This window comes from Salsipaludibacter albus (assembly GCF_019798055.1).
In the GTDB taxonomy this organism is placed as follows: Bacteria; Actinomycetota; Nitriliruptoria; order Nitriliruptorales; family Nitriliruptoraceae; genus Salsipaludibacter; species Salsipaludibacter albus.
The window spans coordinates 1-24,464 of sequence record NZ_JAHOPH010000019.1 but is presented as its reverse complement, the minus strand read 5'-3'; the positions used below and the strand labels follow the sequence as shown (position 1 = coordinate 24,464).

The 24,464-nt window shown below is 72.1% G+C and carries 21 protein-coding genes; 15 read left to right on the top strand and 6 right to left on the bottom strand.

All coding sequences use genetic code 11. The features are described 5' to 3' along the window. Positions 1 to 224: 224 nt before the first annotated feature. On the top strand, positions 225 to 7,028 hold the full coding sequence (locus tag KR546_RS12295) for a ThuA domain-containing protein (RefSeq protein ID WP_238445006.1): 6,804 nt from the start codon (positions 225 to 227) through the stop codon (positions 7,026 to 7,028). Positions 7,029 to 7,185: 157 nt separating this feature from the next. After that, positions 7,186 to 7,836 (top strand): DUF4399 domain-containing protein, encoded by a 651-nt coding sequence (locus tag KR546_RS12290; RefSeq protein ID WP_238445005.1) that lies wholly within the window; start codon positions 7,186 to 7,188, stop codon positions 7,834 to 7,836. 15 nt (positions 7,837 to 7,851) lie between these two features. Here the strand turns inward: KR546_RS12290 and KR546_RS12285 are convergent, their stop codons facing one another. From KR546_RS12285 to KR546_RS12275, 3 genes are all read right to left on the bottom strand, one after another. After that, positions 7,852 to 8,373: a hypothetical protein gene (locus KR546_RS12285; protein WP_238445004.1), complete on the bottom strand. Its 522-nt coding sequence runs from the start codon at positions 8,371 to 8,373 to the stop codon at positions 7,852 to 7,854. 145 nt (positions 8,374 to 8,518) lie between these two features. Beyond that, positions 8,519 to 9,691, bottom strand: coding sequence for a M20/M25/M40 family metallo-hydrolase (locus KR546_RS12280; protein WP_238445003.1), 1,173 nt, complete (start codon positions 9,689 to 9,691; stop codon positions 8,519 to 8,521). 59 nt (positions 9,692 to 9,750) lie between these two features. Further along, positions 9,751 to 10,092 carry an ArsR/SmtB family transcription factor gene (locus KR546_RS12275; protein WP_238445002.1) on the bottom strand — a complete coding sequence of 114 codons (342 nt, stop codon included), beginning with the start codon at positions 10,090 to 10,092 and terminating at the stop codon, positions 9,751 to 9,753. A gap of 132 nt (positions 10,093 to 10,224) precedes the next feature. Here KR546_RS12275 and KR546_RS12270 point away from each other — a divergent pair, with 132 nt between their 5' ends. Together KR546_RS12270 and KR546_RS12265 are read left to right on the top strand one after the other, a co-directional pair. Continuing rightward, positions 10,225 to 10,623, top strand: a complete 399-nt coding sequence (locus tag KR546_RS12270) for an ArsI/CadI family heavy metal resistance metalloenzyme (RefSeq protein WP_238445001.1) — start codon at positions 10,225 to 10,227, stop codon at positions 10,621 to 10,623. A 98-nt stretch (positions 10,624 to 10,721) separates the two neighbouring features. Continuing rightward, entirely contained in the window at positions 10,722 to 11,174 is a 453-nt protein-coding gene (locus tag KR546_RS12265) for an OsmC family protein (RefSeq protein WP_238445000.1), read from the top strand. 78 nt (positions 11,175 to 11,252) lie between these two features. Here the strand turns inward: KR546_RS12265 and tkt are convergent, their stop codons facing one another. Next, on the bottom strand, positions 11,253 to 13,208 hold the full coding sequence (gene tkt / locus KR546_RS12260) for a transketolase (RefSeq protein WP_238444999.1): 1,956 nt from the start codon (positions 13,206 to 13,208) through the stop codon (positions 11,253 to 11,255). Between the two features lie 144 nt (positions 13,209 to 13,352). On the opposite strand from tkt, the gene KR546_RS12255 reads away from it, so the two are divergent. From KR546_RS12255 to KR546_RS12245, 3 genes are all read left to right on the top strand, one after another. Continuing rightward, entirely contained in the window at positions 13,353 to 14,129 is a 777-nt protein-coding gene (locus KR546_RS12255; RefSeq protein WP_238444998.1) for a lysophospholipid acyltransferase family protein, read from the top strand. A 121-nt stretch (positions 14,130 to 14,250) separates the two neighbouring features. Continuing rightward, positions 14,251 to 14,625 (top strand): spore germination protein GerW family protein, encoded by a 375-nt coding sequence (locus KR546_RS12250; protein WP_274388028.1) that lies wholly within the window; start codon positions 14,251 to 14,253, stop codon positions 14,623 to 14,625. Positions 14,626 to 14,760: 135 nt separating this feature from the next. After that, positions 14,761 to 16,599, top strand: a complete 1,839-nt coding sequence (locus tag KR546_RS12245; protein ID WP_238445050.1) for a threonine/serine exporter family protein — start codon at positions 14,761 to 14,763, stop codon at positions 16,597 to 16,599. A gap of 57 nt (positions 16,600 to 16,656) precedes the next feature. Here the strand turns inward: KR546_RS12245 and KR546_RS12240 are convergent, their stop codons facing one another. After that, the gene (locus tag KR546_RS12240) at positions 16,657 to 18,102 is read right to left on the bottom strand and encodes an aldehyde dehydrogenase family protein (RefSeq protein ID WP_338019150.1); all 1,446 of its coding nucleotides are present in this window, start codon (positions 18,100 to 18,102) and stop codon (positions 16,657 to 16,659) included. Between the two features lie 98 nt (positions 18,103 to 18,200). Here KR546_RS12240 and KR546_RS12235 point away from each other — a divergent pair, with 98 nt between their 5' ends. From KR546_RS12235 to KR546_RS12205, 7 genes are all read left to right on the top strand, one after another. Continuing rightward, positions 18,201 to 19,487, top strand: coding sequence for an aspartate aminotransferase family protein (locus KR546_RS12235; RefSeq protein ID WP_238444997.1), 1,287 nt, complete (start codon positions 18,201 to 18,203; stop codon positions 19,485 to 19,487). 109 nt (positions 19,488 to 19,596) lie between these two features. Next, entirely contained in the window at positions 19,597 to 20,559 is a 963-nt protein-coding gene (locus KR546_RS12230; protein ID WP_338019149.1) for a Phenylacetic acid catabolic protein, read from the top strand. Next, positions 20,556 to 20,918: a metal-sulfur cluster assembly factor gene (locus KR546_RS12225; protein ID WP_238444996.1), complete on the top strand. Its 363-nt coding sequence runs from the start codon at positions 20,556 to 20,558 to the stop codon at positions 20,916 to 20,918. Before KR546_RS12230 ends, KR546_RS12225 begins: the two co-directional genes overlap by 4 nt. Before the next feature lie 2 nt (positions 20,919 to 20,920). After that, positions 20,921 to 21,148: a hypothetical protein gene (locus KR546_RS12220; protein WP_238444995.1), complete on the top strand. Its 228-nt coding sequence runs from the start codon at positions 20,921 to 20,923 to the stop codon at positions 21,146 to 21,148. 86 nt (positions 21,149 to 21,234) lie between these two features. Next, positions 21,235 to 21,459 carry a hypothetical protein gene (locus tag KR546_RS12215; protein WP_238444994.1) on the top strand — a complete coding sequence of 75 codons (225 nt, stop codon included), beginning with the start codon at positions 21,235 to 21,237 and terminating at the stop codon, positions 21,457 to 21,459. Next, positions 21,456 to 22,253, top strand: a complete 798-nt coding sequence (locus KR546_RS12210; protein WP_238444993.1) for a Phenylacetic acid catabolic protein — start codon at positions 21,456 to 21,458, stop codon at positions 22,251 to 22,253. The genes KR546_RS12215 and KR546_RS12210 overlap by 4 nt, the downstream gene beginning before the upstream one ends. Next, a complete protein-coding gene (locus KR546_RS12205) occupies positions 22,250 to 22,501 on the top strand; it encodes a PaaD-like zinc ribbon domain-containing protein (protein ID WP_238444992.1) in 252 nt (83 codons plus the stop codon). Before KR546_RS12210 ends, KR546_RS12205 begins: the two co-directional genes overlap by 4 nt. Before the next feature lie 44 nt (positions 22,502 to 22,545). Here the strand turns inward: KR546_RS12205 and KR546_RS12200 are convergent, their stop codons facing one another. Continuing rightward, positions 22,546 to 23,784, bottom strand: a complete 1,239-nt coding sequence (locus KR546_RS12200; protein WP_238444991.1) for an MFS transporter — start codon at positions 23,782 to 23,784, stop codon at positions 22,546 to 22,548. 129 nt (positions 23,785 to 23,913) lie between these two features. Here KR546_RS12200 and KR546_RS12195 point away from each other — a divergent pair. Then, a partial coding sequence (locus tag KR546_RS12195; protein WP_238444990.1) for an SRPBCC family protein occupies positions 23,914 to 24,464 on the top strand: 551 nt, incomplete at its 3' end.

Genomic DNA, 24,464 nt, shown 5'->3' with positions numbered 1-24,464 from the left:
CACATTTGCGGGAGTGGGTTGGCGCCCTCGACCAGTCTCCGGTGACACCACCACCGTTCGTACACCGACCGTCCGCGTTCTTCGTCCGGTGATCGGCAGAACAGAAGGGGTCCCGGTGGGAATATTTGGACTTCTGTCGATTTGTGACCAAACCCCTTGAAGGTGTGGGAAGAAGTTCCTAGCGTGGAGAGTCGACCGCATCCCCCGACCGAGGTTGTCCCCCCGTGTCACGACGCATGCCCCTGCGCCTGTCCCTGTTCATCGCACTCGTCGTCGGGATGGTCGGGGCCCTGGTGGTCGCCGCGCCGGCGCCCGCCGCGCAGGCGCAGGACGCCGATGCGAGCGTGCTGGTGTTCTCCAAGACCGCCGAGTTCCGCCATGCCTCCATCCCCGACGGCATCGCGATGATCGAGCGCCTCGGCGAGGCCAACGACTTCACGGTCACCTCGACCGAGGACGCCGCGGTCTTCAACGACGACGACCTCGGCTCCTACGACGCGGTCGTCTTCCTGTCGACCACCGGGGACGTGCTCGACGGTGACCAGCAGGCCGCGTTCGAACGCTACATCCAGGCCGGCGGGGGCTACGCCGGCATCCACGCGGCGTCCGACACCGAGTACGACTGGGCCTGGTACGGCGACCTCGTCGGGGCGTACTTCGAGGACCACCCGGCGATCCAGGAGGCGACGATCGTCGTCAACGACCGCGTGCATCCCTCCACCGAGCACCTTCCGCTCCAGTGGACGCGCACCGACGAGTGGTACAACTTCCAGTCCAACCCGACCGGCGACGTCCACGTCCTGGCCGGCCTCGACGAGGGCAGCTACGACGCCGGTGCCGGGGCGATGGGCTTCGAGCACCCGATCGCGTGGTGCCAGGACTTCGACGGCGGTCGCTCCTGGTACACGGGGATGGGCCACACCACCGAGTCGTTCACCGACCCCGCCTTCGAGGAGCACGTGCTGGGCGGCATCCAGACCGTCGCCGGGTTGGTCGAGTCCGACTGTGGCGCGACCGTCCCGGAGAACTACGAGGCGGTCAAGCTCACCAGCGACATCGGTGAGCCGATGACCATGGACATCGCCCCGGACGGACGGGTGTTCTACACCTCGCGTCGCGGTGCGCTGCAGGTCTACGACCCCGACACCGGCCAGGTCACCGACGCCGCCAACCTCGAGGTCTTCAGTGGCCTGGAGGACGGCCTGATCGGGATCGCGTTCGACCCCGACTTCGCGACCAACCAGCAGATCTACATCCACTACTCGGTGCCGCCGGCCGACACCGACACCCGCCGCATCTCGCGCTTCGAGATGGACGGCAACACGCTCGACCTCGACTCCGAGATCCCGATGCTCGAGTGGTTCACCCAGCGCGACGTGTGCTGCCACACCGCCGGGGACATGGCGTGGGACTCCGAGGGCAACCTCTACGTCTCCACCGGTGACAACACGAACTCGATGGCCTCCGACGGGATGACCCCGATCGACGAGCGGGAGGGCCGCTCGGCGTTCGACGCCCAGCGCACCTCCGGCAACACCAACGACCTGTCGGGCAAGATCCTGCGCATCCACCCGGAGGACGACGGCACCTACACGATCCCCGAGGGCAACCTCCAGGACCTCGACTGGGCCGCGGACAAGGACCAGTCGCTGATCCGTGACGAGATCTACGTCATGGGCCTGCGCAACCCGTTCCGGATCTGGGTCGACCCCGAGACCGACTGGCTGTACTGGGGCAACGTCGGGCCGGACGCCACCAACGCGATCGGTGACCGCGGGCCCGCCGCCTACGACGAGTGGGACGTGGCCAAGTCCGCCGGCAACTACGGCTGGCCGTACTGCTCGGGCCCCAACACCCCGTACCACGACTACGACTTCGCGACCGGTGAGTCCGGTCCGGAGTTCGACTGCGAGGGTGGCCCGACCAACGACTCGCCCAACAACACCGGCGTCACCGAGCTGCCGCCGGCCATCGGTGCCGACATCTGGTACCCGCGCAACAACCCGCCGGAGCAGTTCCCCTGGATCGAGGCCGGTGGCGGCAACACCGCGATGGGTGGCGTGATCTACGACTACGACGCCGACAACGCCAACGAGACCAAGTTCCCCGAGTACTTCGACGGCAAGTGGTTCGTCTACGAGTGGTCACGCGAGTTCTTCAAGGTCCTCACCATGGACCCCGAGACCGAGTTCCCGATCCACGTCGACGACTTCCCCCAGGCCGACCCGCTGGTCCGGGGCATGGACATGGAGTTCGGCCCGGACGGCCACCTCTACATCCTGGACTACGGCACCGGCTACTTCTCGGGCAGCCCCGAGGCCGGACTGTGGCGCATCGACTACACCGGCGGCCGGGTCTCGCCCGTGCCGAGCATCGACGCCGAGCCGACCTCCGGCCAGGCACCGCTCGAGGTGTCCTTCGACGGCACCGGCAGCAGCGACCCCAACGGTGACGACCTGACCTACGAGTGGGACTTCGACGACGACGGCACGGTCGACGCGACCGGCGCCACCGTCACCCACACCTACACCGAGGCCGGCGAGTACGACGCGCGCCTGACCGTGACCGACCCCGCGGGCAACGACGGGACGATCACGACCAGCATCGTGGTCGGCAACACCGCCCCCGAGGTCACCATCACGACCCCGCCCGAGGGTGGGTTCGTGGCCTGGGGTGAGGACATCCCGTTCACCATCGAGGTCGACGACGCCGAGGACGGCTCGACCGCCGACGGCACGATCGACTGCTCGCGCGTCGAGGTCAGCTTCGTGACCGGCCACGACGCCCACGGCCACCCCCAGTCCACCGTCACCGGGTGCGAGGGCACCCTGTCGACCGGGGACCCGGGTGACGGCCACGGGCTCGACGCCAACGTATTCGGCATCGTCGCCGCCTCCTACACCGACGACGCCCAGGGCGAGGTCGGTGCGATCACGACGACCGAGACCATCCAGCTGCAGCCCAAGCACCGCCAGGCCGAGCACTTCGACGAGACCGGCTCGATCGACGGCGACACCACGGCCGCGATCATCGGGGCCGGTGGCGCCGAGGGCGACGCCCGCGTCGGTGACATCCAGGACGGCGAGTGGATCCGCTTCTCGCCCGTGAACTTCCAGGGCATCGAGTCCATGGACTTCCGGGTCTCCTCCGGTGGCGCCGGCGGCGACATCGAGGTCCGCGTCGACGCGCCGGACGGTCCGCTTGTCGCGACCGTCGCGGTCACCGACACCGGCAGCTACGACACCTACGAGATGGTGTCCGCCGACGTCACCGACCCCGGTGGCACGCACGACATGTACCTGGTCTTCACCAACCCGGACGCCGACGGTGCCCTGTTCGACGTGGACGCCTTCTGGGCCCGTGGCAAGGGCATCGCCGAGGATGCACTGCCGACCGTCGAGTCGGTGACGGCGAGCCCCGAGGTGGGTGCCGCACCGCTGGAGGTCGCCTTCGAGGCGGTCGCGACCGACCCCGAGGACACCACGCTGACCCATGCGTGGGACTTCGGTGACGGCACGACCGGCGACGGCGCCACGCCGACCCACACCTACGACTCGGGTGGCATCTTCGACGTGACCGTGACGGTCACCGACGAGGCCGGACTGAGCGCGACGGGCTCGACCACGGTCGAGGTCTACGCCCCGGCGGACGAGTGCCTGCGCACCGAGGACGGCTTCTGCGTCCTCGACGTGTCGGCCTACACCAACAACGACGGCATCGCCAGCGCCGAGGCGCCCGGCGACGGCAACTTCGACGGCGGTGGCTGGAGCTACCCGGCCGAGGAGATGCCCGGCGCCGGTGCCGTGACCCTGGCCGGTGTGCCGTGGGAGTTCCCGACCCTGGACGACGCGGTCACCCAGAACATCGAGGCGCGGGGCCAGACGATCGGCCTGCACCCGGATTCGTACGGGCAGCTGCACCTGCTCGCCTCGGCCCACAACGGGTCGGTGGACACCACCGCGACCGTCATCTACACCGACGGCTCGAGCAGTGAGGTGCCGATCCAGTTCACCGACTGGGCCCAGTCGCCCAGCTTCGGCGAGGACGTCGCCGTCGCGGCCGGCTACCGCTACAACTCGTCGGGCGAGACCACGCCACCGGTCAACATCTTCCACCAGTCCGTGCCGCTGGACCCGTCCCGCGAGCCGGCCCTGCTGACCCTGCCCGGTGACGACCGGTTCCACGTCTTCGGCGTGACCCTCGACACCGCGACGCTCACGCCCAACCTCGACCTGGCACCCGCGACGGGCGAGCCGGAGTTCGGTGACGACTACACCCTGACGGCCGAGCTGGCCACGGGTGGCGTCCCGATGGTCGGCAACGACGTGCGCTTCGAGGTCTACCGCCTCGACGAGGACGCGACGCCCCCGGCCGGCACCGATGGTGACGTCTACACACCGGTGACCGACACGACGTCGGCGACCGGCGACGACGGCACCACCACGTTCACCTACAGCCACGACGCGGCGGCCGACGACATCGTGGTCGCCTGCACCGGCACCGACGACTGCGTCACCGACGACGTGCTGGTCGTCGACGACGCCGGTGATCCCGTCAACCTCGCCAGCGACGCCGAGACGGTCGACACCGCCACGGTGACCTGGAGCGAGGGCCTCGAACTCGAGGAGGGCTTCGCATGGCTCTTCGACGGCAGCCAGGAACTGTTCGACGTGTGGCAGCAGGCCGGACCCGGCAGCTTCACGCTGGAGAACGGCGCGATGGTCAGCCAGGGCGGCCTGGGACTGTTCTGGTACCCCGAGCAGGAGTACGAGAACTTCACCCTCCGCCTGCAGTGGAAGGCCGAGGAGGCGACCGACAACTCCGGCGTCTTCGTCCGCTTCCCGGACCCGGGCGACGACCCGGGCGTGGCGATCGACGAGGGTCACGAGATCCAGATCTACGACGCGACGACGGGTGAGCCCCAGCGGACCGGCTCGATCTACAACGCCGACCGCGAGGACGACTTCAACTCCAACCCGCCCGGCTCGTGGAACGACTACGAGATCACGGTCGAGGGTCGTGAGTACACCGTCAGCATCAACGGCGAGGTGATCAACACCTACACCGACACCCAGGGCAAGGGGCTGCAGGGCTTCATCGGCCTGCAGAACCACGGTGACGCCGACGTGGTGTCGTTCCGCAACGTGCGGATCGCCGAGCTCGAGCCCAGCGAACCCGGACCGGTGCTGGACGCGGTCGGGATCACCGACCACGACCACCTCGGCAACGGTGCGATCCCGGGCACGACCAGCTTCGCGGCCGAGCTCGTGCCGGACGCGGACTCGTCCGAGCCGGCGCCCGACGACACCTACGACGACGTCGTGCTGCGCATGCCGGCCGACACCAGCGGTGCCGTGCCGAACGTGGCGGGCACCAACGGCCAGGTCCTGGAGCTGTCCGAGGAGGAGCAGGGTGTCTACGACAGCCTGCACGTCTTCGGCACGGCGACGGACGCCGGGCAGGGCACCGTGTCCGGTGACTTCGTCCTGGAGTTCGCGGACGGCTCCACCGAGACGGTGACGGTGACGCAGTCCGACTGGGGCTACCCGGCCCTGGACGACGCGTCCAACCATATCGCGATCGGACCGATGGAGTACCGCCACAATGCGGACGGCGACCAGTACGCACCCGTCCCGTTCTACGTCTACGACGCGGTCGTGTCGGTCGAGTCCGACCAGCCGCTGGTCTCCATCACGTTCCCGACCGACATCACCGCCACCGAGCCGGGTGGCACGCCCGAAGAGTTGTGGACGCTTGGCATCACCGGTGTCGACGGCGACACCCAGGTCGGCTTCGACCTGGCGGAGGACGACGGCGAGGAGCCCGACGAGACGGCCCCGACCGTCGAGGGCGCCCTCCTGGGCACCTTCAGCGGCGAGTTCACGCCCGAGCCGGGCGAGAGCATCTCCGGCACCGGTCAGCTGGTCGTCGCGGATGACGGCACCCAGATCAGCGTCGACCTGGCGGGCCTCGAGCCCGGCGCCAGCTACGCGGGCCACCTCCACGAGGGCACCTGCGAGGCCATGCCGATGGGCGGCCACTACCAGGACGACCCCGACGGGGCGGAGGCGCCCCCCAACGAGCTGTGGCTGGTCGACGACCAGTCGGACCCGGAGGCCGGTTTCACCGCCGACGGGTCGGGCGAGGCGCAGCTGAGCGGCCAGGCCACCTGGACGGCACGGGTCGAGGCCCGGTCCACCATGATCCATGGTGGGGACGCCGGGCTGCCGATCGCCTGTGTCACCCTCGACACCTCGACCGAGCCGGTCGAGATCGTGGTCGACGCGACCGACGACGTCGGCGTGGAGACCGTCGAGTACCGCCTGGCAACGTCGGGCGAGTGGGGTGACTGGACCATGTACGACGGCACGGTCACCGTCACCGAGCCCGGCGAGTACACGGTCGAGTACCGCGCGACCGACGCCGCGGGCAACGTCTCGGCGGTCGGCGACGCGAGCTTCGTGATCGCCGAGGTCGACGACGAGCCGCCGACGGTGGACGTCACGCTGGACCCGGCCGAGCCGAACGGCGACCCGGTCGGTGACTTCGAGGGGACGTACAACACCCCCGTGACGGTCACCGTGGAGGCCGACGACGGCGACGGCAGCGGGGTCGAGACCATCGAGTACGCACTCGATGGAGGCGACTGGACCACCTGGGACGGACCGATCACGGTCGAGTCGGAGGGTGAGCACACGGTCGAGGCCCGCGCGATCGACGCAGCCGGCAACACCAGCGAGGTCGAGGCGGTGTCCTTCACGATCCGTGAGGACGCCTGCCCGGGCTCGGACCTGTCCGACACCGTGACGGTCGGTGACGTCGACTCCGGCGTCGACAACCACCACGACGAGGACGGCTGCACGGTCGAGGACCTGCTCGACGACGAGGACCAGGACTTCGCCAACCACGGCGAGGCCGTCCGCCACGTGCGGGACCTCACCGCCGACCTCGTCGACGACGGGCTCCTCACCCGCAGCGAGAAGCGCGACATCGATCGTGCCGCTGCCAGGTCCGACCTCGGGAAGTGACCCGCGCCGCCGGTCCCGGTCCGGGGCCGGCGCACCGAGCCGATCGGCCCCGCGCCGATCGGCTCGGGTCGTTCCGGCCCCCCCGCGGCCCGGCCGTTCGGCGGTGCCGCGACCAGCCGGGCACGCCCCACCCTCGCACTCACGCGAAGGACCACTGATGATGACCGCACGACGCGCCACCCCTGCCCTGGCACTCGCCGGCGCCATGCTGCTCGGCGGGTGCACGTCCGGACCCGCGGCGGAGCCGTCGCCGGACTCGGCGTCGTCCGTCGCGGCCCCGTCCGCATCACCGTCGGCCGCCTCGCCGAGCCAGGCCCCCTCGGCGTCGCCGTCCGAGGCCAAGACGATCCCGCTCCCCAACGCGACCACCGGCGGTGGTGCCGGTGACAGCGACGACACCGCGACCGCGACGCCGGCCCCGGCGCCGACGTCGACGGCGTCGGCCAGCCCGTCGTCGGGCGCGTCGGCACCGGAGCGCTCGCTGGCCATCGAGGCACCGGCCGACGGCGACGAGGTGTCGTCTCCGTTGACGCTCGAGGTGGCGTTCGACGGCTTCGAGCTGGTCGAGCTCGGCACCAGCATGGAACCGGCCGAGGGGCACCTGTGGGCGTTCGTCGACGTCGAGCCACCCGACGAGCGGGTGCGGCTGCCCGACTCGACGTCGATCGTGAAGTCGGCCGAGCCCACGATCGAGCTGGGCGCGCTGGAGCCCGGCGAGCACACCGTCACGGTGCTGGCCTCGCACGGCTACCCGGTGCCCTTCGAGCCCCGGATCACCGACACCGTGACCTTCACCGTCACGGAGTGACGGGCGGGCCGACCGTCAGGCCGACCCGACGGCGTGGCTGACCGCAGGTTCGTCCCGTGCCTGCTCGGCGAGGCCCTCCAGTCGGCTCGCGACCTCGTTGACGAAGCGGTGGCAGGTCGCCTCCGCGATGCCGTGGGCGGCAACGGCATCGATCGCCGCGCCCAGGGGTCCCAGCGGCGGTCGGTAGGTCCCGACCAGCGCGACCTGGGTGAGCGGTGGGACCGTCGACAGGGCGGAGACCTCGAGGGTCGCGTCGAGGGTCGGGAACCAGGCGTGCCCACGGGCGGCGCGCCAGTGCACGGGCACGATGCTGCGCGTCAGCTCCACCGGGTCGAACTCCCCGAGCTCGATCACGACGTCGCGGTCGACCTCGATGCCAGCGACGTCGTGGTGCAGCTGACCGAGGACGGCATCGCCGTGGGCCGACGAGACGTCGGTGGCGTCCTGCAGGAGCAGTTCGGGATCGCCGGCCAGCAGGGCGACGGCATCGTCGAAGGCGACCCCGGCATAGGTGTAGACGTAGATCGGGCGGTCCATGGCGTCCTCCTCGTCCATGCGCGCGGGTGGATGTCCCGCTGGAGCCACCGTGCCGTGTCGACGCGGCCAGGGGCAGGGGACAACGGGGCGGCACGACCGGGCCGAACGGACCGACACGATCGGGCCCGACCGGAGGGGAGGTGGGTCAGCCCGTCGGCGCGGCACAGAAACCGCGTGCGGTCGCCGCGAGGACCCTGGCGCAGTCGACCGTGGATTCCACGTCGACCCACTCGACGGCCGCGTGGGCACCGTCGCCCACGGGGCCGAAGACCACCGTGGGGATCCCGGCCGCGGCCAGGAACGCCGAGTCCGCCCAGTAGCTGACGCCACCCACCTCGGCCGGGTGGTCGAGGACCTCGGCGACGTGGGTCGCGAGGACGTGGGCGATCGCGGTGTCGGGATCGGTGTCCAGCGGGTCCCTGGCCACCAGCGTGCGGTGCGAGACCTGCACGGTGGGGTCGTCCCGACGGCACCCGTCCAGCAGCTCGTCCAGCTCGCGCTCGACCGTCTGGAGGGTCTCGCCGGGCAGGGTGCGTCGCTCGACCGTGATGTGGCACACGGCCGGGATGGTCGAGGCCTCGACCCCGCCCAGCACCATCGTCGGATGGATGCTGGCGGGTCCCAGCAGGGGGTGCGTCCGGTCGGCGAGTCGGCGGTCGAGCTCGGCGAGGGCGACCAGCACCGGGCCGGCGTCGAGGTTGGCGTCCCGGCCCAGCTGTGGTCGCGACCCGTGGGCGGCCTGCCCGACGACCTCGATCTGGCTCCACACGAAGCCCTTGTGGGCGACGGCCACGGCCAGCTCGGTGGGCTCGGTGACGATGGCCGCGTCGGCGTGCAGGTCGGCCAGCAGCCCCCGGATGCCGAGGCTCGCGTGCTCCTCGTCGGCCACTGCCGCGACCACGACCTCGCCCCCGTCGTTGTCGTGGGCGAAGTCCCGGCACGCCACCAGCGCCGCGGCCAGGCCGGCCTTCATGTCGTAGGCGCCCCGTCCGTGGAGGCGCTGCCCCTCCCGGCGGGCGCCGAACGGGTCGTCCATGCCCTCGACCCCGACGGTGTCGAGGTGGCCACACAGCACCAGGGTCCGACCGCGACCGGGATCGTCACCCGGGCCGCTGCGGACCAGGACGCTGGTGCGACCTGGCGCGTGGGGCACCGCGGTCGCCCCCAGCCCCTCGGCCGCGGCCCACTCCACCACGAACTGGGCGATCTCGTCCTCCCCGGCCCCGTCGGCGGCCAGCGCAGGGTTCACCGAGTCGATGGACACCAGCGTGCTGGCCAGGTCGACGACGTCGGTGTCGGAGCGGGTGGAACGGGCCATGCACCCATGGTCGTGGACGGACGCCAGCCGGTCCAGTGAGAGTTTCCGATGGGAACCGTTCAGATCGTCGAACGGGTCCCGGGCAGGCGGAGCGCCGAGGCGACGTCGGCCATGGCCGCATCGTCGACCCGGAACCACGCCCACTTGCCCCGTTGTTCCCGGTGCAGCAGCCCGGCGTCGACGAGCTGCGACAGGTGGTGACTGACCGTGGACTGCGACCGGTCGACCGCCTGGGGCAGGTCGCAGGCACAGACCTCGCCGGCGGCGGCGGTCGCGACCAGGGAGAGCAGCCGCAGCCGGACCGGGTCCGCCAGCGACTTGAGCACGGCGGCCAGTCGCTCGGCGTCGTCCGTGGACAGGACGCCGCCGGCCAGCGGCGGGCAGCACGGTGTCGCAGGCATTGGCGGTCGTGTCGTCGGGGGTGGTGGGCTCGGCCATCGTATCGACAGTCGTCGATTCGTTCGATACGGTCTCGTATCGACATCCATCGAAACGAGGGCGGACCGTCCTCACGGACCACACGGAGTACGACCATGCGACTGCAACTCGCACTCGACGTCACCGACCTGGACGCGGCGGTGGACTTCTACCGCCGGCTGTTCGCCACCGAGCCGACCAAGCGCAAGCCCGGCTACGCCAACTTCGCCATCGCCGACCCGCCGCTGAAGCTCGTGCTGTTCGCGGGGGACGAGGACGGCCGGATCAACCACCTGGGGGTCGAGGTCGACCACGCCGACGACGTCGACGTCGCGGCCGAGCGACTGGCGGCCGCCGGGCTCGATCCCACGACCGTGGCCGAGACGACCTGCTGCCACGCCGACAAGGTCGAGACCTGGGTCCACGGCCCAGACGACACGCGCTGGGAGTGGTACGTCAAGACCGCGGACGTGGAGGAGGAGACCGGCACGTCCGGGACCTGTTGCGCGGCCTGAGGCGCAGCCCGGGGATCCGACGGGTCGCGGCGATCGTCCGTCCACGGCGGCCGGGATCGGCCTAGCGTTCGGGCCACACGCGGACGAAGGGACCGACGGTGGCGGACGGGGTCGAGCGCGGCGGTGAGCGGGTCGGTGCGGGCAGCGTGTCCGCCGCCCGCACCGGGACACGGACCTACCTGGGTCGCAACGACCGTGGTGACGAGGTGCGGATCGGGCCGGCCGACGCTCCCGGTCACTTCACCCCGGGAGAGCTGTTGAAGCTGGCGCTGGCCGGGTGTTCGGGCATGAGTGCGGACCGGGCGCTGTCCCGCAGGCTGGGCGACGACGTGGAGGTGACGGTGTGGGCCCACGGGACGTCGGACCCCGACACCGAGTCGTACCGTGCCATCGACGAGGAACTGGTCGTCGACCGTTCGCCGCTGGACGACCAGGCGGCCGAGCGCCTGGTGGCGGTCGTTGCACGGGCGATCGCCTCGAGCTGCACGATCGCCCGCACGGTCGATGGCTGCGTCACCCTCACCACGACCGTGGACGGCGTGGCGAGGTGACGGACGTCCCTCGTTGCACGACGGGCCTCGTCGACGGCTGAGTGCCTCGTCGTCGACGAGGCACTCAGCCTGGCATGGTCACTCGAGCAGTGCGCGCGCCCGCGACACGACGTGGTCGACGTTGATGCCGAGCTTGTCCAGGACCTCGGCGCCCGGTGCGCTCGCCCCGAAACGGTCGATCCCGATCGAGTCGTCGGCCCAGCGGGCCCAGCCGAGTGTCGCGGCGGCCTCGACCGACAGCACCGGGACGTCGTCGGGGAGGATCTCGTCCTGGACCTCGGCGTCCTGCGCGGCGAAGCGCTCCCACGACGGCATCGAGACCACCCGTGCGTCGACCCCGTCACCGGCCAGGACCTCGGCGGCCTCGACGCACACCGACACCTCGCTGCCGGTCCCCAGCAGCACGACGTCGGGCTGGCCCTCGGTGTCGACGACGATGCCGGCGCCGCGCTCCACGGCGGAGCCGTCGGTGGTCACCTTCACGCCCTGGCGGGTCAGCACCAGGACGCTGGGACCGTCGTGCTCGACGATCACGCGGAAGGCCTGGCTGACCTCGTTGGCGTCGGCCGGACGCAGGACCTGCAGGTCCGGGACGGCCCGCAGCGTCGCGAGGTGCTCGACCGGCTGGTGGGTCGGCCCGTCCTCGCCCACCCCGACCGAGTCGTGGGTGAACAGGAAGATCGCCTTGACGCGGGACAGCGATGCCAGCCGCACCGGGGGGCGCATGTAGTCGAGGAACACGAAGAACGTGGCACCCAGTGGCAGGACGCCACCGTGCGCGGCCATGCCCACCAGGGCGGTACCCATGCCGTGCTCGCGGATGCCGAAGTGGAACTGGCGCCCCTCGGGGTGGTCGGGGCCGTGGATGCCCCCGACGGGCAGGGCCGTCCCGGTCGAGCCGGTCAGGTCGGCCGATCCCGTCAGCAGGCCCGGGACGTCCTCGGCGACGGCGTCGAGCACGGCCTGGATCGCCTTGCGGGTGGCCAGCTCCTCACCGAGCTCCCACTCGGGCAGCAGCGCGGTCCACTCGGGCATGCCGGCCTGGTCCCAGCAGGCGGTCCAGCGTGGGTCGTCGGCCAGCTCCTCGTTGCGCTCGGACCAGGCGTCGTGGGCCTCCTCGCCCCGCCGACCGGCGTGCTCGCGGTAGGCCTCGACCAGTGCGCCGGGCACGAAGAACGGCTCGTCGGGGATGCCGAGGACCTCCTTGGTCCGGCTGATGTCCTCCTCCGAGAACGGGTTGCCGTGGGCCGAGTGGTCGTCGGTCCACTCCGGCGACGGGGTGCCCACGTGGGTGCGCAGGCGGATGAGGGTGGGCCGCTCGGTCTCCTTGGAGGCCAGCAGCAGTTCCTCGAGCCGGTCGAGGTCGTCGCCGACGTCGCCGGCGTCCACGACGTCCCAGCCGTAGGCCTCGAACCGGCCCGTGATGCTGGAGCTGCGGGCCAGCGAGGTCTCGCCGTCGATGGTGATGTGGTTGTCGTCGAACACCACGGTGAGGTGGCCCAGGCGGAGGTGGCCGGCCAGCTCGGCGGCCTCGTGGCTGACCCCCTCCATCAGGTCGCCGTCACTGGCGATGACCCAGGTGTGGTGGTCGATCGCGTCGGATCCGAAGGTCGCTCGCAGCCAGCGCTCGGCGATCGCCATGCCGACGGCGTTGCCGAAGCCCTGGCCAAGCGGTCCGGTGGTGACCTCGACACCGGCGGTGTGGCCGGCCTCGGGGTGGCCCGGGGTCTTGGACTCGAACTGCCGGAAGTCGCGCAGGTCGTCCAGCTCGAGCCCGTGACCGGTCAGGTAGAGCATCGAGTACTGGAGGATCGAGGCGTGGCCGGCGGACAGGACGAACCGGTCGCGGTCTGCCCAGTGCGGGTCGGACGGGTCGTACTTCATGACCCGGCTGTAGAGCACGTGGGCGAGCGGGGCCAGGGCCATCGCCGTGCCCTGGTGGCCGCTGCTGGCGGCGAACGGGCCGTCCATCGCGAACCCACGGATGATCGGGACGGCGTCGGCGAGGTCGACGTTGGAGGTGGCTGCAGACACTTCGGGGCCTCGAATGGTCACGGGGACGGGGGTGCAGGTCGATCGTCGGGGCCAGACTACGCGGCGAGGCACGCCCACAATGCGGCCGAACGCCTACCGTGGGACCCTGCCACCGGCCCACGGTGGCTGGAGGGGGACACTGTCATGGGTGCGGACCGACCAGCGGCTGGGGATGCGCCGGCCCGCCGGCTGCGTGGCCGCCTGGTCGCGCCGTTGTTCTGGGCGACGTTCGGGGCCACGCTGGTGCGCTACGAGATCGCCGGCCGGTGGGCACTGCGAGGCGGGCTGCGCGACTTCGAGTGGTCCATGGCCCGCCTGCAACGATCGCTGGGGCGGTGCTTCACGGCGTTCGGGCTGGACATCGACGTGCAGCGCGACCCGGCCGTCCGGGAGCACACGCCGTACCTGGTGATCTCCAACCACCAGTCGTTGCTGGACATCCCGTTGATCGGCGGCGCCCTGTTCACCAACCTGCCGAAGTACGTCGCGAAGAAGGAACTGTCGTCGGGCATCCCGGCGATCTCGCTGAACCTGCGCGAGGGCGAGCACGCGGTGATCGACCGGTCGGACCCGAGGCAGGCCGTCGCCGAGATCGTGGCGCTCGGTGAGCGCTCGGCGGCGCGCGGAACGTCGGCCGTGATCTTTCCCGAGGGCACGCGCGCTCGTGACGGACGGCTCGGACGGTTCCGCCGGGCCGGATCGCAGACCCTGCTGGACGCCGCGCCCGAACTGCAGGTCGTGCCGATCGCCCTGAGTGGCTCGTGGCGTCTCAACGCCCTGTCGCCCTTCCCGGTGGGCGAGACCGTGCGCCTGCGGATCGGGGCGCCGATCGCCCGCGACCGCCCGTCCGGCGAGGTGTTCCGGGAGGCGGTCGCCTGGATCCGTGCCAACGTCGACGACCCCCAGGACGTGTCTGCCTGACCCCGTCCTCAGCGGCGCGCCGTGCGCCCGGGCCGACCGGCGTCGAGGAAGGGTCGTTGTGCCCTTCCGATCCCGCGCCGGTCGATGCACCATCGTGGGTGTCGACGATGCCACGAGGTGCATGATGATTGCCATGGACGAACTGCTCGACAGGGCCCAGGACACCCTCTCGGGCCGGCGCGTGTTCGGCGAGCCGGTCCACCAGGACGGGGTCACGGTGCTCCCGGCAGCCGCGGTGTCGGGTGGCGGCGGGGGTGGCGGGGGCCAGGGCGAGGACGGCGAGGAGGGCCAGGGTGGCGGCTTCGGGATGCGCGCCAAGCCCGCGGGGGTCTACGTCATCCACGACGGCCACGTGCAGTGGCAGCCGGCCGTCGACGTCAACCAGCTCGTGGGGACGCTGGCGTTCGTCGCGGTCGTGGCGTTCCTGACCCGGTGGCGCACCACGGCGATCCGCGCCAAGGCGACGGTGGCCGCAGAGCTGCTGTCGGACGACTGACCGGTCTCGCCCGGGCGACGCCCGTCGGGCAGGGGCCGAGCTCCCGCGCCAGCGCGTCGACGCTGGCGGTGCCGCGGACGTCGAGGACGACGGCCGTCCTACGATCGTCCTTTCCGAGGCGGGAGGCGGCAGGTGATGGTCCCACGAGCCCGGTCGGCGTGGTTCGCGCTCGTGGTCGTCGCCATGTTCCTCGCCCTGGGCTCGGCCCAGGGCGTCGCCGGTGCGCAGACGGTCGACCCGTCGGTCGGGCCGGCTCCGCTGGATGCGACCGCCAGCGAGGGCGTGGCCACCCCCAGCCCGCCGGACGACCCGGGGGTGGGCACGGAGCCCGGTGCGACGACCTCGCCGCCCGGAGAGGCGGACGAGGACCCGGGCGACGAGCCGTCCGACGGCCAGGAGCAGGAGTCGGAGGCCGAGCCGGTCCCGTCCGAGGAGGCGAGCCCCGGCGACGGTGCGTCCGTGGACCGGGGATCCGGGGTGTCGCCGAGCCTGCGTCGGTCGTCGATCCCGGTCGGGACGATCGTGCTGGCCGTCGGGGTCCTGCTTGCCGCCGGAACGGCGGCGTTCGTGATCGGGCGACGCTCGGGTCGACCCGGCGCGGGGACGTCGACCGGCACCGCGGACCGTGCCCCGGCACCTGGGGCGACGACTCCGGCACCGGTGTCCCCGCCGGAGGAGCGGCGTGCCCGGTCGGGTCGTGGGGCCGCGGCCGACCGGGAGGCCGTCGCGTTCCTGCTCGAGCTCGGCGAGGCCCTGGTCGACGCCGGCGACGCGGTGAACCGGGTGGAGGACACGCTCCAGCGCATCGCCCGGAGGGCCGGACTGGCACGGGTCGGCGTGATCGTGCTGCCGACGGCGATCATCATCTCGGTACCCGGCCACGACACCGTGCAGACCGAGGTCACCACCGCCGGCGCCGGCCGGCTCCGCCTCGACCAGACCGAGGCGGTCCTGCGCCTGGTCGACCGTGCGGTCGCCGGCGAGGTGGACCCGGCCGTGGGACGTGCCGAGCTGGCCGACGTGCGCGCGGCCCCGTCCCCGATCCGGCTCCCCCTGTCGCTGGTCGGGCACGCCGTGGCCGCCGTCGGGTTGGCCCTGATCATGCAGGGCAACCTCCTCGAGATCGCGCTTGCGGGGGCCCTCGGAGCGGCCGTCGGGGTCCTCCAGGTCGTGCAGTCACCCCGACGGTCCCAGTTCCATCCCTTCCTGCCCCTGATCGCGGCGTTCTCCGTCGCCACGGCGGTGTTCCTGGTCGCCCGGGTCGCGCCGGACCTGGCCATCCTGCCCCCGTTGGTCGCCCCGTTGATCCCCTTCCTCCCCGGCGCGCTCCTGACGATGGGCACGCTGGAGCTGGCGACGGGACAGGCCGTGTCGGGCGTCGCCCGGCTGGGCTCCGGTGGCCTGCAGCTCGTGCTGCTGGCGGGGGGCATCCTCGGCGCGGCGCAGTTCGTGGGCATCCCGGCTGCCAATGACGTGGTCGCGGACACCGCGGTGACCGGGTGGGGTGGTGCGCTCGGCGTGGTCGCCCCCTGGGTCGGCGTCGTCGTGTTCGGGCTGGGGATCACCTGGGGCCGGTCGGCCCGCCGGTCGGCGGTGCCCTGGATCCTGCTCACCCTGGCCGTGGCCTACGCGGGCCAGGTCGTCGGGGGCCTGTTCTTCGGCAACGCCGCCTCGGCGTTCTTCGGCGCCGTCGCGATGACCCCGGTCGCCGTGTACGCCTCCCGGCAGCCGTCGGGGCCGCCGTCCCTGGTGACCTTCCTGCCCGCGTTCTGGCTGCTCGTGCCGGGTGCGCTCGGGCTTGAGGGCGTCACCAGGATCCTGAGCGAGGGCGGGGTGCGCGGCATCTCGACCCTGTTCACGACCGGGGCCGCGATGGTCGGCATCGCCCTGGGCATCCTGCTGGGCCTGCTGGTGACCACGCCGGAGCTGTGGCGCGGGCACCGGCCGGGACGGACCTCGCCCCCGCACGCGTGATGCCGAGCCCTTCGGGCGCCGCGGGTGCGGCCCGGCTGGCCGCCCGCCGGGCCGGGGTCAGGCCGGGGGTCGAGTCCGCACGGCGACGGTCTTCGTCCGGGTGTACCCGACCAGGGACTCCATGCCCTTCTCGCGCCCGTGTCCGGAGTGCTTGACGCCACCGAACGGGAACGCCACACCGCCGCCGGCGCCGTAGGAGTTGACGTAGACCTGCCCGACGTCCAGTTGGTGGGCCAGCCAGTGCGCCCGGTCCACGTCGCGGGTCCAGATCGCCGCGATCAGGCCGTAGTCGGTGCCGTTGGCGATCCGGGCCGCGTCCGCCGGGTCGTCGAACGCGGTCGTGGCGAGGACCGGCCCGAACACCTCCTCACGTGCGACTGTCGCCCCCGGGTCGACGTCGGCGAACAGGGTCGGTGCCCAGTAGAAGCCGCCGGCCAGTCCGTCACCCTCCGGAACGGTGCCGCCGGTGACCAGCCGGGACTCGCGCGCCGCGTCGGCCACCATGCCCGCGACCCGGTCCCGCTGGTCGGCCGAGATCAGGGGACCGAGGTCCGGGTCGTCGGGTCCCGGCCCGATCCGCGTCGACGCGAAGGCGGTCCGCACCCGGTCGACCAGCTCGTCGTGGCGCTCGCGCGCAACGAGCAGGCGCGACCCGGCCGAGCACGTCTGGCCGGCGTTCTGGAGGATCGAGCCCACGATCGTGGGGACGGCGTCGTCCAGGTCGGCGTCGGCGAACACGATGTTGGGCGACTTGCCACCCAGCTCGAGGGTGAGCGGCGTGAACGTCTGGGCCGCCGCGGTGCCGACCAGTCGCCCGACCGCCACCGAGCCCGTGAACGACAGGTGGTCGATCCCGGGATGGGCGGCCAGCGCCGCGCCCGCGACCTCGCCGATCCCCGGCACGGCGTTGAACACCCCTGGCGGGAAGCCGACCTCCAGCGCGGTCCGGGCCAGGCGCATCGGGGTGAGCGGGGCTTCCTCGGCCGGCTTGAGCACGACGGTGTTGCCCGTCGCGACGGCCGCGGAGACGGTGCGACCGGTGATCTGGAGGGGGTAGTTCCACGGGATGATCACCCCGGCGACGCCATGCGGCTCCCGCCGGGTGTAGGCAAGCGTGTCCGGGCCGGTGGGGATCACGTCGCCGTGCAGCACCCGGATCGCGCCGGCGGCGAACTCGAAGTACTGGGCGCACTGCTCGACGTCGACGGCGGCCTGCGAGCGTGGCTTGCCGGTGTCGTGGCTCTCGAGGTCGGCCAGCTCGTCGGCGTCGGTCCGGATCCGCGTGGCGAAGGCGCTGAGCAGCCTGCTGCGCTCGGCCACCGGCGTGTCGCGCCATCCCGGCAGCGCGGCGCGGGCGGCACCGACGGCGGCGTCGACCTGGTCGGGGCCGCAGGCAGCCAGCCGCGCGAGCACCTCGCCGGTGGAGGGGTCGAGCGTCTCGAAGTGGTCGTCGGCGTCGACCGACTCGCCGGCCACGAACGCGGGGATGGTGGGGATGGACACGGTGGCCTCGATCTCGTCGGGTCGGTCCACCGACCGAGTCTAGGCTCGCCGGACGGGCCGTCCTCCGGGGGCGACCGCGCGTCGCGGGAGGCAACCCGATGGGACTGGACGAGGCCCTCGCCACCGCCGTGGCGCGCTACGTCGAGCGACGACCCCGCAGCCAGGCCATGGCCGAGCGGGCCGCCCACGTCCTCCCCGGCGGCAACACCCGTTCGGTCCTCCACGTGGACCCGTTCGCCTTCCGGGTCGACCACGCCGACGGCGCCTGCCTGGTCGACGTGGACGGCCACGCGGTCGTCGACCTGCTCGGTGACTACTCCGCCGGACTGCTGGGCCATCGCCCGGAGGCAGTGGAGCAGGCCTGGAGGGCGCGGCTGGAACGCGGCTGGTCGCTGGGCACGATGGGGACCGACGAGACGGCGTTCGCCGAGGCGATCGTCGATCGCTTCCCCGCCATCGAGCAGGTCCGGTTCACCAATTCGGGGACCGAGGCCAACCTCATGGCGATCCAGGCGGCCCGCCATGCCACCGGGCGCGACCGGGTCGTGGTCTTCGACGGGGCCTACCACGGCGGACTCCTGTACTTCGGACCCACCGGGGCCGCGCTGCGGGCCCCGTTCGACTGGCTCGTGCTGCCCTGGGACGACCCGGCCGCGATCGAGGAGGCGTTCGCGGCCCACGGCGACGAGATCGCGTGCGTCCTGCTCGAGCCCATGCTCGGCGCCGGCGGGTGCATCCCGGCCAGTCCGGCGATGCTTTCGGCCGTGGTCGAGGCGACGACGGACCACGGCGCACTGGTGGTCCTCGACGAGGTCATGACGTCCCGCATGGCACGGGGTGGCGCCCAGGAGCGCCTGGGGATCACCCCGGACCTGGTCACGCTCGGCAAGTACCTCGCCGGCGGGGCGTCGTTCGGAGCGTTCGGGGGCAGCCGGCAGGTGATGTCGGCCTTCGACCCGACCGTCGGCGGGTTGACCCACGGCGGCACGTTCAACAATGACGTGCTGTCGATGGTCGCCGGCACGGTCGTGGCGGACCTGCTGGCGGACGGGCGGCTGCTCGACGACCTGTTCGCGCGGGGCGAGCGGCTGCAGGCCGACCTCGCCGCGGTGTTCGCCGAGGCGACGATCCCGATGACGGTGACCGGGTGGGGCTCGCTCATGACGATCCACCCGGTGGCCGGACCGGTGCACGGACCGGCCGACCTCGCCGACGCGGACGAGCGCTGGCGGCTGCTGTTCTTCCACGACCTGCTCGAGGCCGGCTTCTACCTCGCCCCGCGCGGGTACCTGGCGCTCAGCCTGGACGTGACCGACGACCACCTCGCCGCGTTCGTCGCCGCGACCGCCGAGTTCTGTCGTCGACACGCCCACCTGGCGACCTGACGTCTCCACCTCCCTGACCTCGGGACCCGACGGGCCATCACGAGCGTGGCGGTTGCGGACTGACTGACCGGTCAGGTAAGGTCGTTCCCACCCGGCGAGGAGACCAACGGTGCCCAACCTTGCACAGGTCGACCCCCTGACCCCGCAGCTCAGCAACGAGCAGGTGATCGAGCGGTTGCAGGCCGACCGGATGGTGGAGGGACCGCAGCACGCCTCCGAGGACTACATCAAGGCGTTGACACGGACCCTGATCGTGTCGGCGGACACCGAGCTGATCTCCGCCCCCAGCTACCTGGGGGCCGCGGCCGACGCGCCCGACACCTCCAGCTACATGTCGGTGATCTCGATCGTCCAGGACGAGCTCGGCCACGCCCACATCGCCTACCGGATGCTGCGCGACCTGGGCGTGGACGTCGACGAGTTGGTCTACGGGCGCTCGCCCGGGGAGTTCAAGTATCCCTACGCGTTCGACGTGCCACTGGAGTCGTGGCCCGAGATGATCGTGGCCAACGCCTTCTACGACCGGGCCGGCTTCGTGCTCCTGTCGGACGTGTTCGACCACACCAGCTACGTGCCGTGGAAGCGCGCACTGGTCAAGGTCGACCGCGAGGAGACCTTCCACCTCCGCCACGGCGAGCGCTGGATCGCCAAGCTGGCCCGTGACGAGGACTGGCACCGCCGGATCCAGGCGGCGATGGACTGGATGTTCGTCCTGACGCTGGAATGGTTCGGGCTGCCCGACGACCTCAAGAAGCACGGGGGCCAGTTGTCGTACGGCCTCAAGGGCCAGACCAACGACCAGCTCCGCCAGACCTGGATGTCGGCCACCGTCCCGTTCGCCGAGAAGCATGACTTCGACGTGCCGGCCCACCTCGACGAGGAGTCCGGCGAGTACGTGATCGACTGCGCCTTCCCGATGGCCTTCGACCCGGAGAAGAAGGAGTGGGACCACGGCAAGGGCGAGGTCTCCTGGGACGACGTGATCGACCGGTGGCGCGCCAAGGGGCCTGCCAACGAGCGCTTCGTGACCTCGCTCCAACGGGGTCACGCCGCCCTGGCGGGTGCGGCATGACCGCCGTGCTGACGCCACCGGTCGACGCTGACCAGGCCGCGTCGGTCGACGACGACGTCCTGGCCGAGCGCGTGCTGGCGGTCCTGGCGGAGGTCGAGGACCCGGAGCTGCCGGTCGGGCTGGTCGACCTCGGGCTCGTCCGGCGACTGCACGTCGTCGACGGCCACGTGACCGTCGGACTGACCTACACCTCGCTGGCATGTCCCTGTGTCGAGATGATCCGCGAGGACGTGGTCGAGGCCGTCGGGGCGCTCCACGGCGTCACCGAGGTGGTCGTGGAGGACGTCCTCGAGTCGTGGTCGCGTGACGACCTGACGCCGACCGGTCGAGCGCTGCTGGCGACCGTGGCGGTGGTGTGACCATGGCCGAGGCGACGACCGGAGCGACCAGCCAGCGCGGCCGCGAACGTGCCTGGGAGGTCTTCGCCCGCCACGGCCGTGAGCCCGCCCTGCACCACGTCGGCGAGGTCCAGGCCGCGACGTCCGACGACGCGACCGTGTTCGCCTACACGCTGTACGACGAGCGCCGCTGGGCCGAGATGTTCGTGGTCGAGGCCACGTACGTCACCGTCCTGCAGTCGCCCGAGTAGGCCACCCCGGGGTCGGGGGTCCCCTCGACGACCCGGCCCGACCCGCCAGACCGACACCCGCGACCGACGACGGAGGGACCACCGCCATGGGCCAGCCCACGACCGTCCACGTGTACGCCCGCACCGAGTTCGCCGAGCCGCTGGAGCACCTGCGCGACGTCGACGCGGACGACCCCGCCGACCTGTCCGTCGAGGACGCGACCGGTGGCGGGGACTGGCTGGAGGTGGCCGTCGTGCCGGCCGATCGCCTGGTCTGGGTGATCCGCGACGGCGAGCTGGTCGACCGTGCCCACGAGGAGGTCCCGGCATGAGCGCACCCGGCATCGACACGGGCACCACGGATACCGACGTCACCGGCCCGCTGGACGACGATGCGGTCGTGCAGGGGCTGGTCAACCTCCTGGTCGTGATCGGCGACAACAAGTACTTCCTGGGACGGCACCTCTCGAAGTGGTCGGTGGGGGCGCCGGGGCTGGAGGCGGCCGTGGCGGTCGCGGCAATCTCGCAGGGCCACCTCGGCCAGGCGCGGGCGCTGTTCCCGTTCGTCGACGAGCTGGCCGGTGAGTACACGATCATCGGCACCCCCGACACCGGGCGCGAGCGGCGCTACAACATGGCCTGCCTCGACGACGAGTTCGCGTCGTGGCCCCGGGCCGTCGCGACCCTGTTCCTCGTCGACCCCGCCCTGGACATCATCCTGCGGGCACTCAACGAGACCCAGGAGGAGCTCGCACGCCGGATCGGTCGGGTGCTGGAGGAGTCCCGTTTCCACGCCGACTTCGCCCGCGGCCGGCTGGCCCACCTGCTGGCCACCTACCCGAACGCCCGCGACGAGTTCCTGGGCGACCTGCGCACCGTCCTGGTGGAGGTGCTGGCGTGGTTCGGCCCGCCCGGCGAGGCCGGCGTCGAGGCGATGAAGGACGCCGGGGTCCTGGCACTGGACAACGACCAGATGCGGACCGCCTGGCTCGACCACGTCGGACCCGTCCTGGTCGAGCAGGGCCTGGCCGACGCGTTGGGGATCGGCGGCGGTCCGGGGGACTGGACCCACCCGGAGGTCCCGTGGGACCGCTTCGACGCCCTGCAACGGCGGCTCGAGACATGACCGACCGCGGCAGCTCCGCTCCCGACGGCACCGACCCCTCGGTCGGACGTGCGTGCCCGTGGTGTGGGGAGCGCGACACGTCCCGGATCGGGGACGCCGGATCGTTGTTGATGACCGAGCAGTGGTTCTGCGCGAGCTGCTCGTCGGCATTCGAGGTGATCCGCAAGCGTGGCTCGGACACGGCCGCGCCGTCGGTGCCCCGCGGCCCCGTCGTCTCCACCGGCCGCGACGGCCCGTCCGAGGACTGAGGCCCGGGGCTTCTGCGCAGGAACGGCTTCCGAGGTGGCCGTCGTCAGGTGTCCTGGCGCGCTGCCGTCGCCCCGGGTGGGGCCGTGACCAGCGGTGCCAGCCGCTGCATCGCGAGCGTGCCCAGGACGGGTCCGGGCACCAGCAGGAGGAACCCCCACCGCCAGCCGACCGCGTCCACGACCAGGGGCACCAGCCAGATCGTCGCCACCGTCAGGGTGAACCCTGCGGCGAGCTGGAGGGTGACCGCCGTCCCGACCCAGCGCTGGTCGGCGAGCTCGGTGACCAGCGTGGAGAACTGGGCCGAGTCGGCCACGACCCAGAACCCCCAGAACAGCACCAGCGCCAGCACGACCAGCGGGGGACCGCCCCAGGCCGGGCCGGCCAGCGCCGCGGCCCCGCCGGACGCGACCATGGCCAGCGAGGTCGCGAACGTGCGACTGCGCCGGTCGGCGACGATCCCACCGACCACGCAGCCGGCGGTGCCGATCCCGATGGCCGCGAACGCCCCGAACGCCGCCAGGCGGGCGGCGTCATCGACCCCGGCCGCGGTGAACGAGGTGGTGAGGTAGGTGCCGATCCAGGCCCACATCGCGTACAGCTCCCACATGTGCCCGAAGTAGCCGTACGAGGCCAGCCGCACGCGACGGTCGGCCGCGACCTGCAGTGCCTGGCCCGGGCGGAACGGGGCCCGGGGGAACGGGAACGGCCCGCCGGGTGTCGTGATCGCGATGATCCCGCCGACCACGGTGAGGACCGAGGTGGTCACGATGACGATCGTCGGGTCCAGGCCGCCCAAACCGTTGACCAGGTGCGGCATCGACGATCCGAGGGTCAGGGCGCCCACCATCACCCCGAGTGCGGTGCCGCGACCTCGTCGGAACCAGGTCGCCATCGCCTTCATCGCCGGTGGGTAGACCCCGGCCAGGAACATTCCCGTGAGGAACCGCAGCGCGATCGCGGGACCGAGCGAGCCGACGACCACCAGGCCGAGGTTGACCGTCGCGGCTCCGAGCGCCCCGAACAGGATGACGCGGGTCGGTCGGGCGCGGTCGGCGAGGCCCAGTGCGGCCGACACCACCGCCCCGGCCACGAACCCGACCTGCACCGCGATGGTCAGCATCGCCGCGCCGGAGCTGTCCAGGTCCCAGGCGTCACGCAACTGCGGGACCACCGCCGAGGCCGAGAACCACGTCGTCATCGCGAGCAGCATCGCGGTCGCCAGCCGCGCCAGGGCACGCCAGCGGCCATCGGGGTCGTCGGTGCCGGGCCGGGCGGGATCCATGACGGCGAGGATGCCCGACCACCCGCGGGCTCGTCCGCTCGCGCCGCCCCGGATCTGCCGCCGGGAGCGGGTGGCTCGCCGCAGTAGGGTCGTCCGACCGTCGGACCGTGCTCGGGGGGTGGTGACCGGATGCTCGACGCAGTGCTGGTCCGCCCCACGGCGGCCCAGGTGGCCGCCACCCTGCCGGGCGACGAGTTGGTCGCCCGCCCCGACGTGGTGATGGATCGCGCCTTCGACCTGCCCGGGCCCCCCGAGGCGGCCTGGCCCTGGTTCAACCAGCTCGGGAAGGGCCGCTCGGGGTGGTACCTGCCCCGCTGGTGGGAGGCGGTGCTCCCACGCCGACGGCGCGCACTCCGGCACCTCGACCCGGCGTTGCAGGACCTCGAGGTCGGTGACGTCATCGCCGACTGGGGCGGGCGCGACGCGACCTTCGAGATCTGGCGCCACGAGCCACCCCACGTGCTCGTGCACCGCTCCACGCGGGGGACGATCGGGGTGAGCTGGGCGATCGTGCTGGGAGCCGTCCCGGGTGGCACCCGGGTGCACCTGCGGTTGCGACTCGAGGGCGTGCGGCGTCGACGCCTGGTCGAACTGGCCGGTGGGCTGTTCGACCTGGCGACCATCAGCGGGCTGGCCGCGGGCATGCGGGAACGACTCGCCGGGCCGGGGGCGTCGGGGGC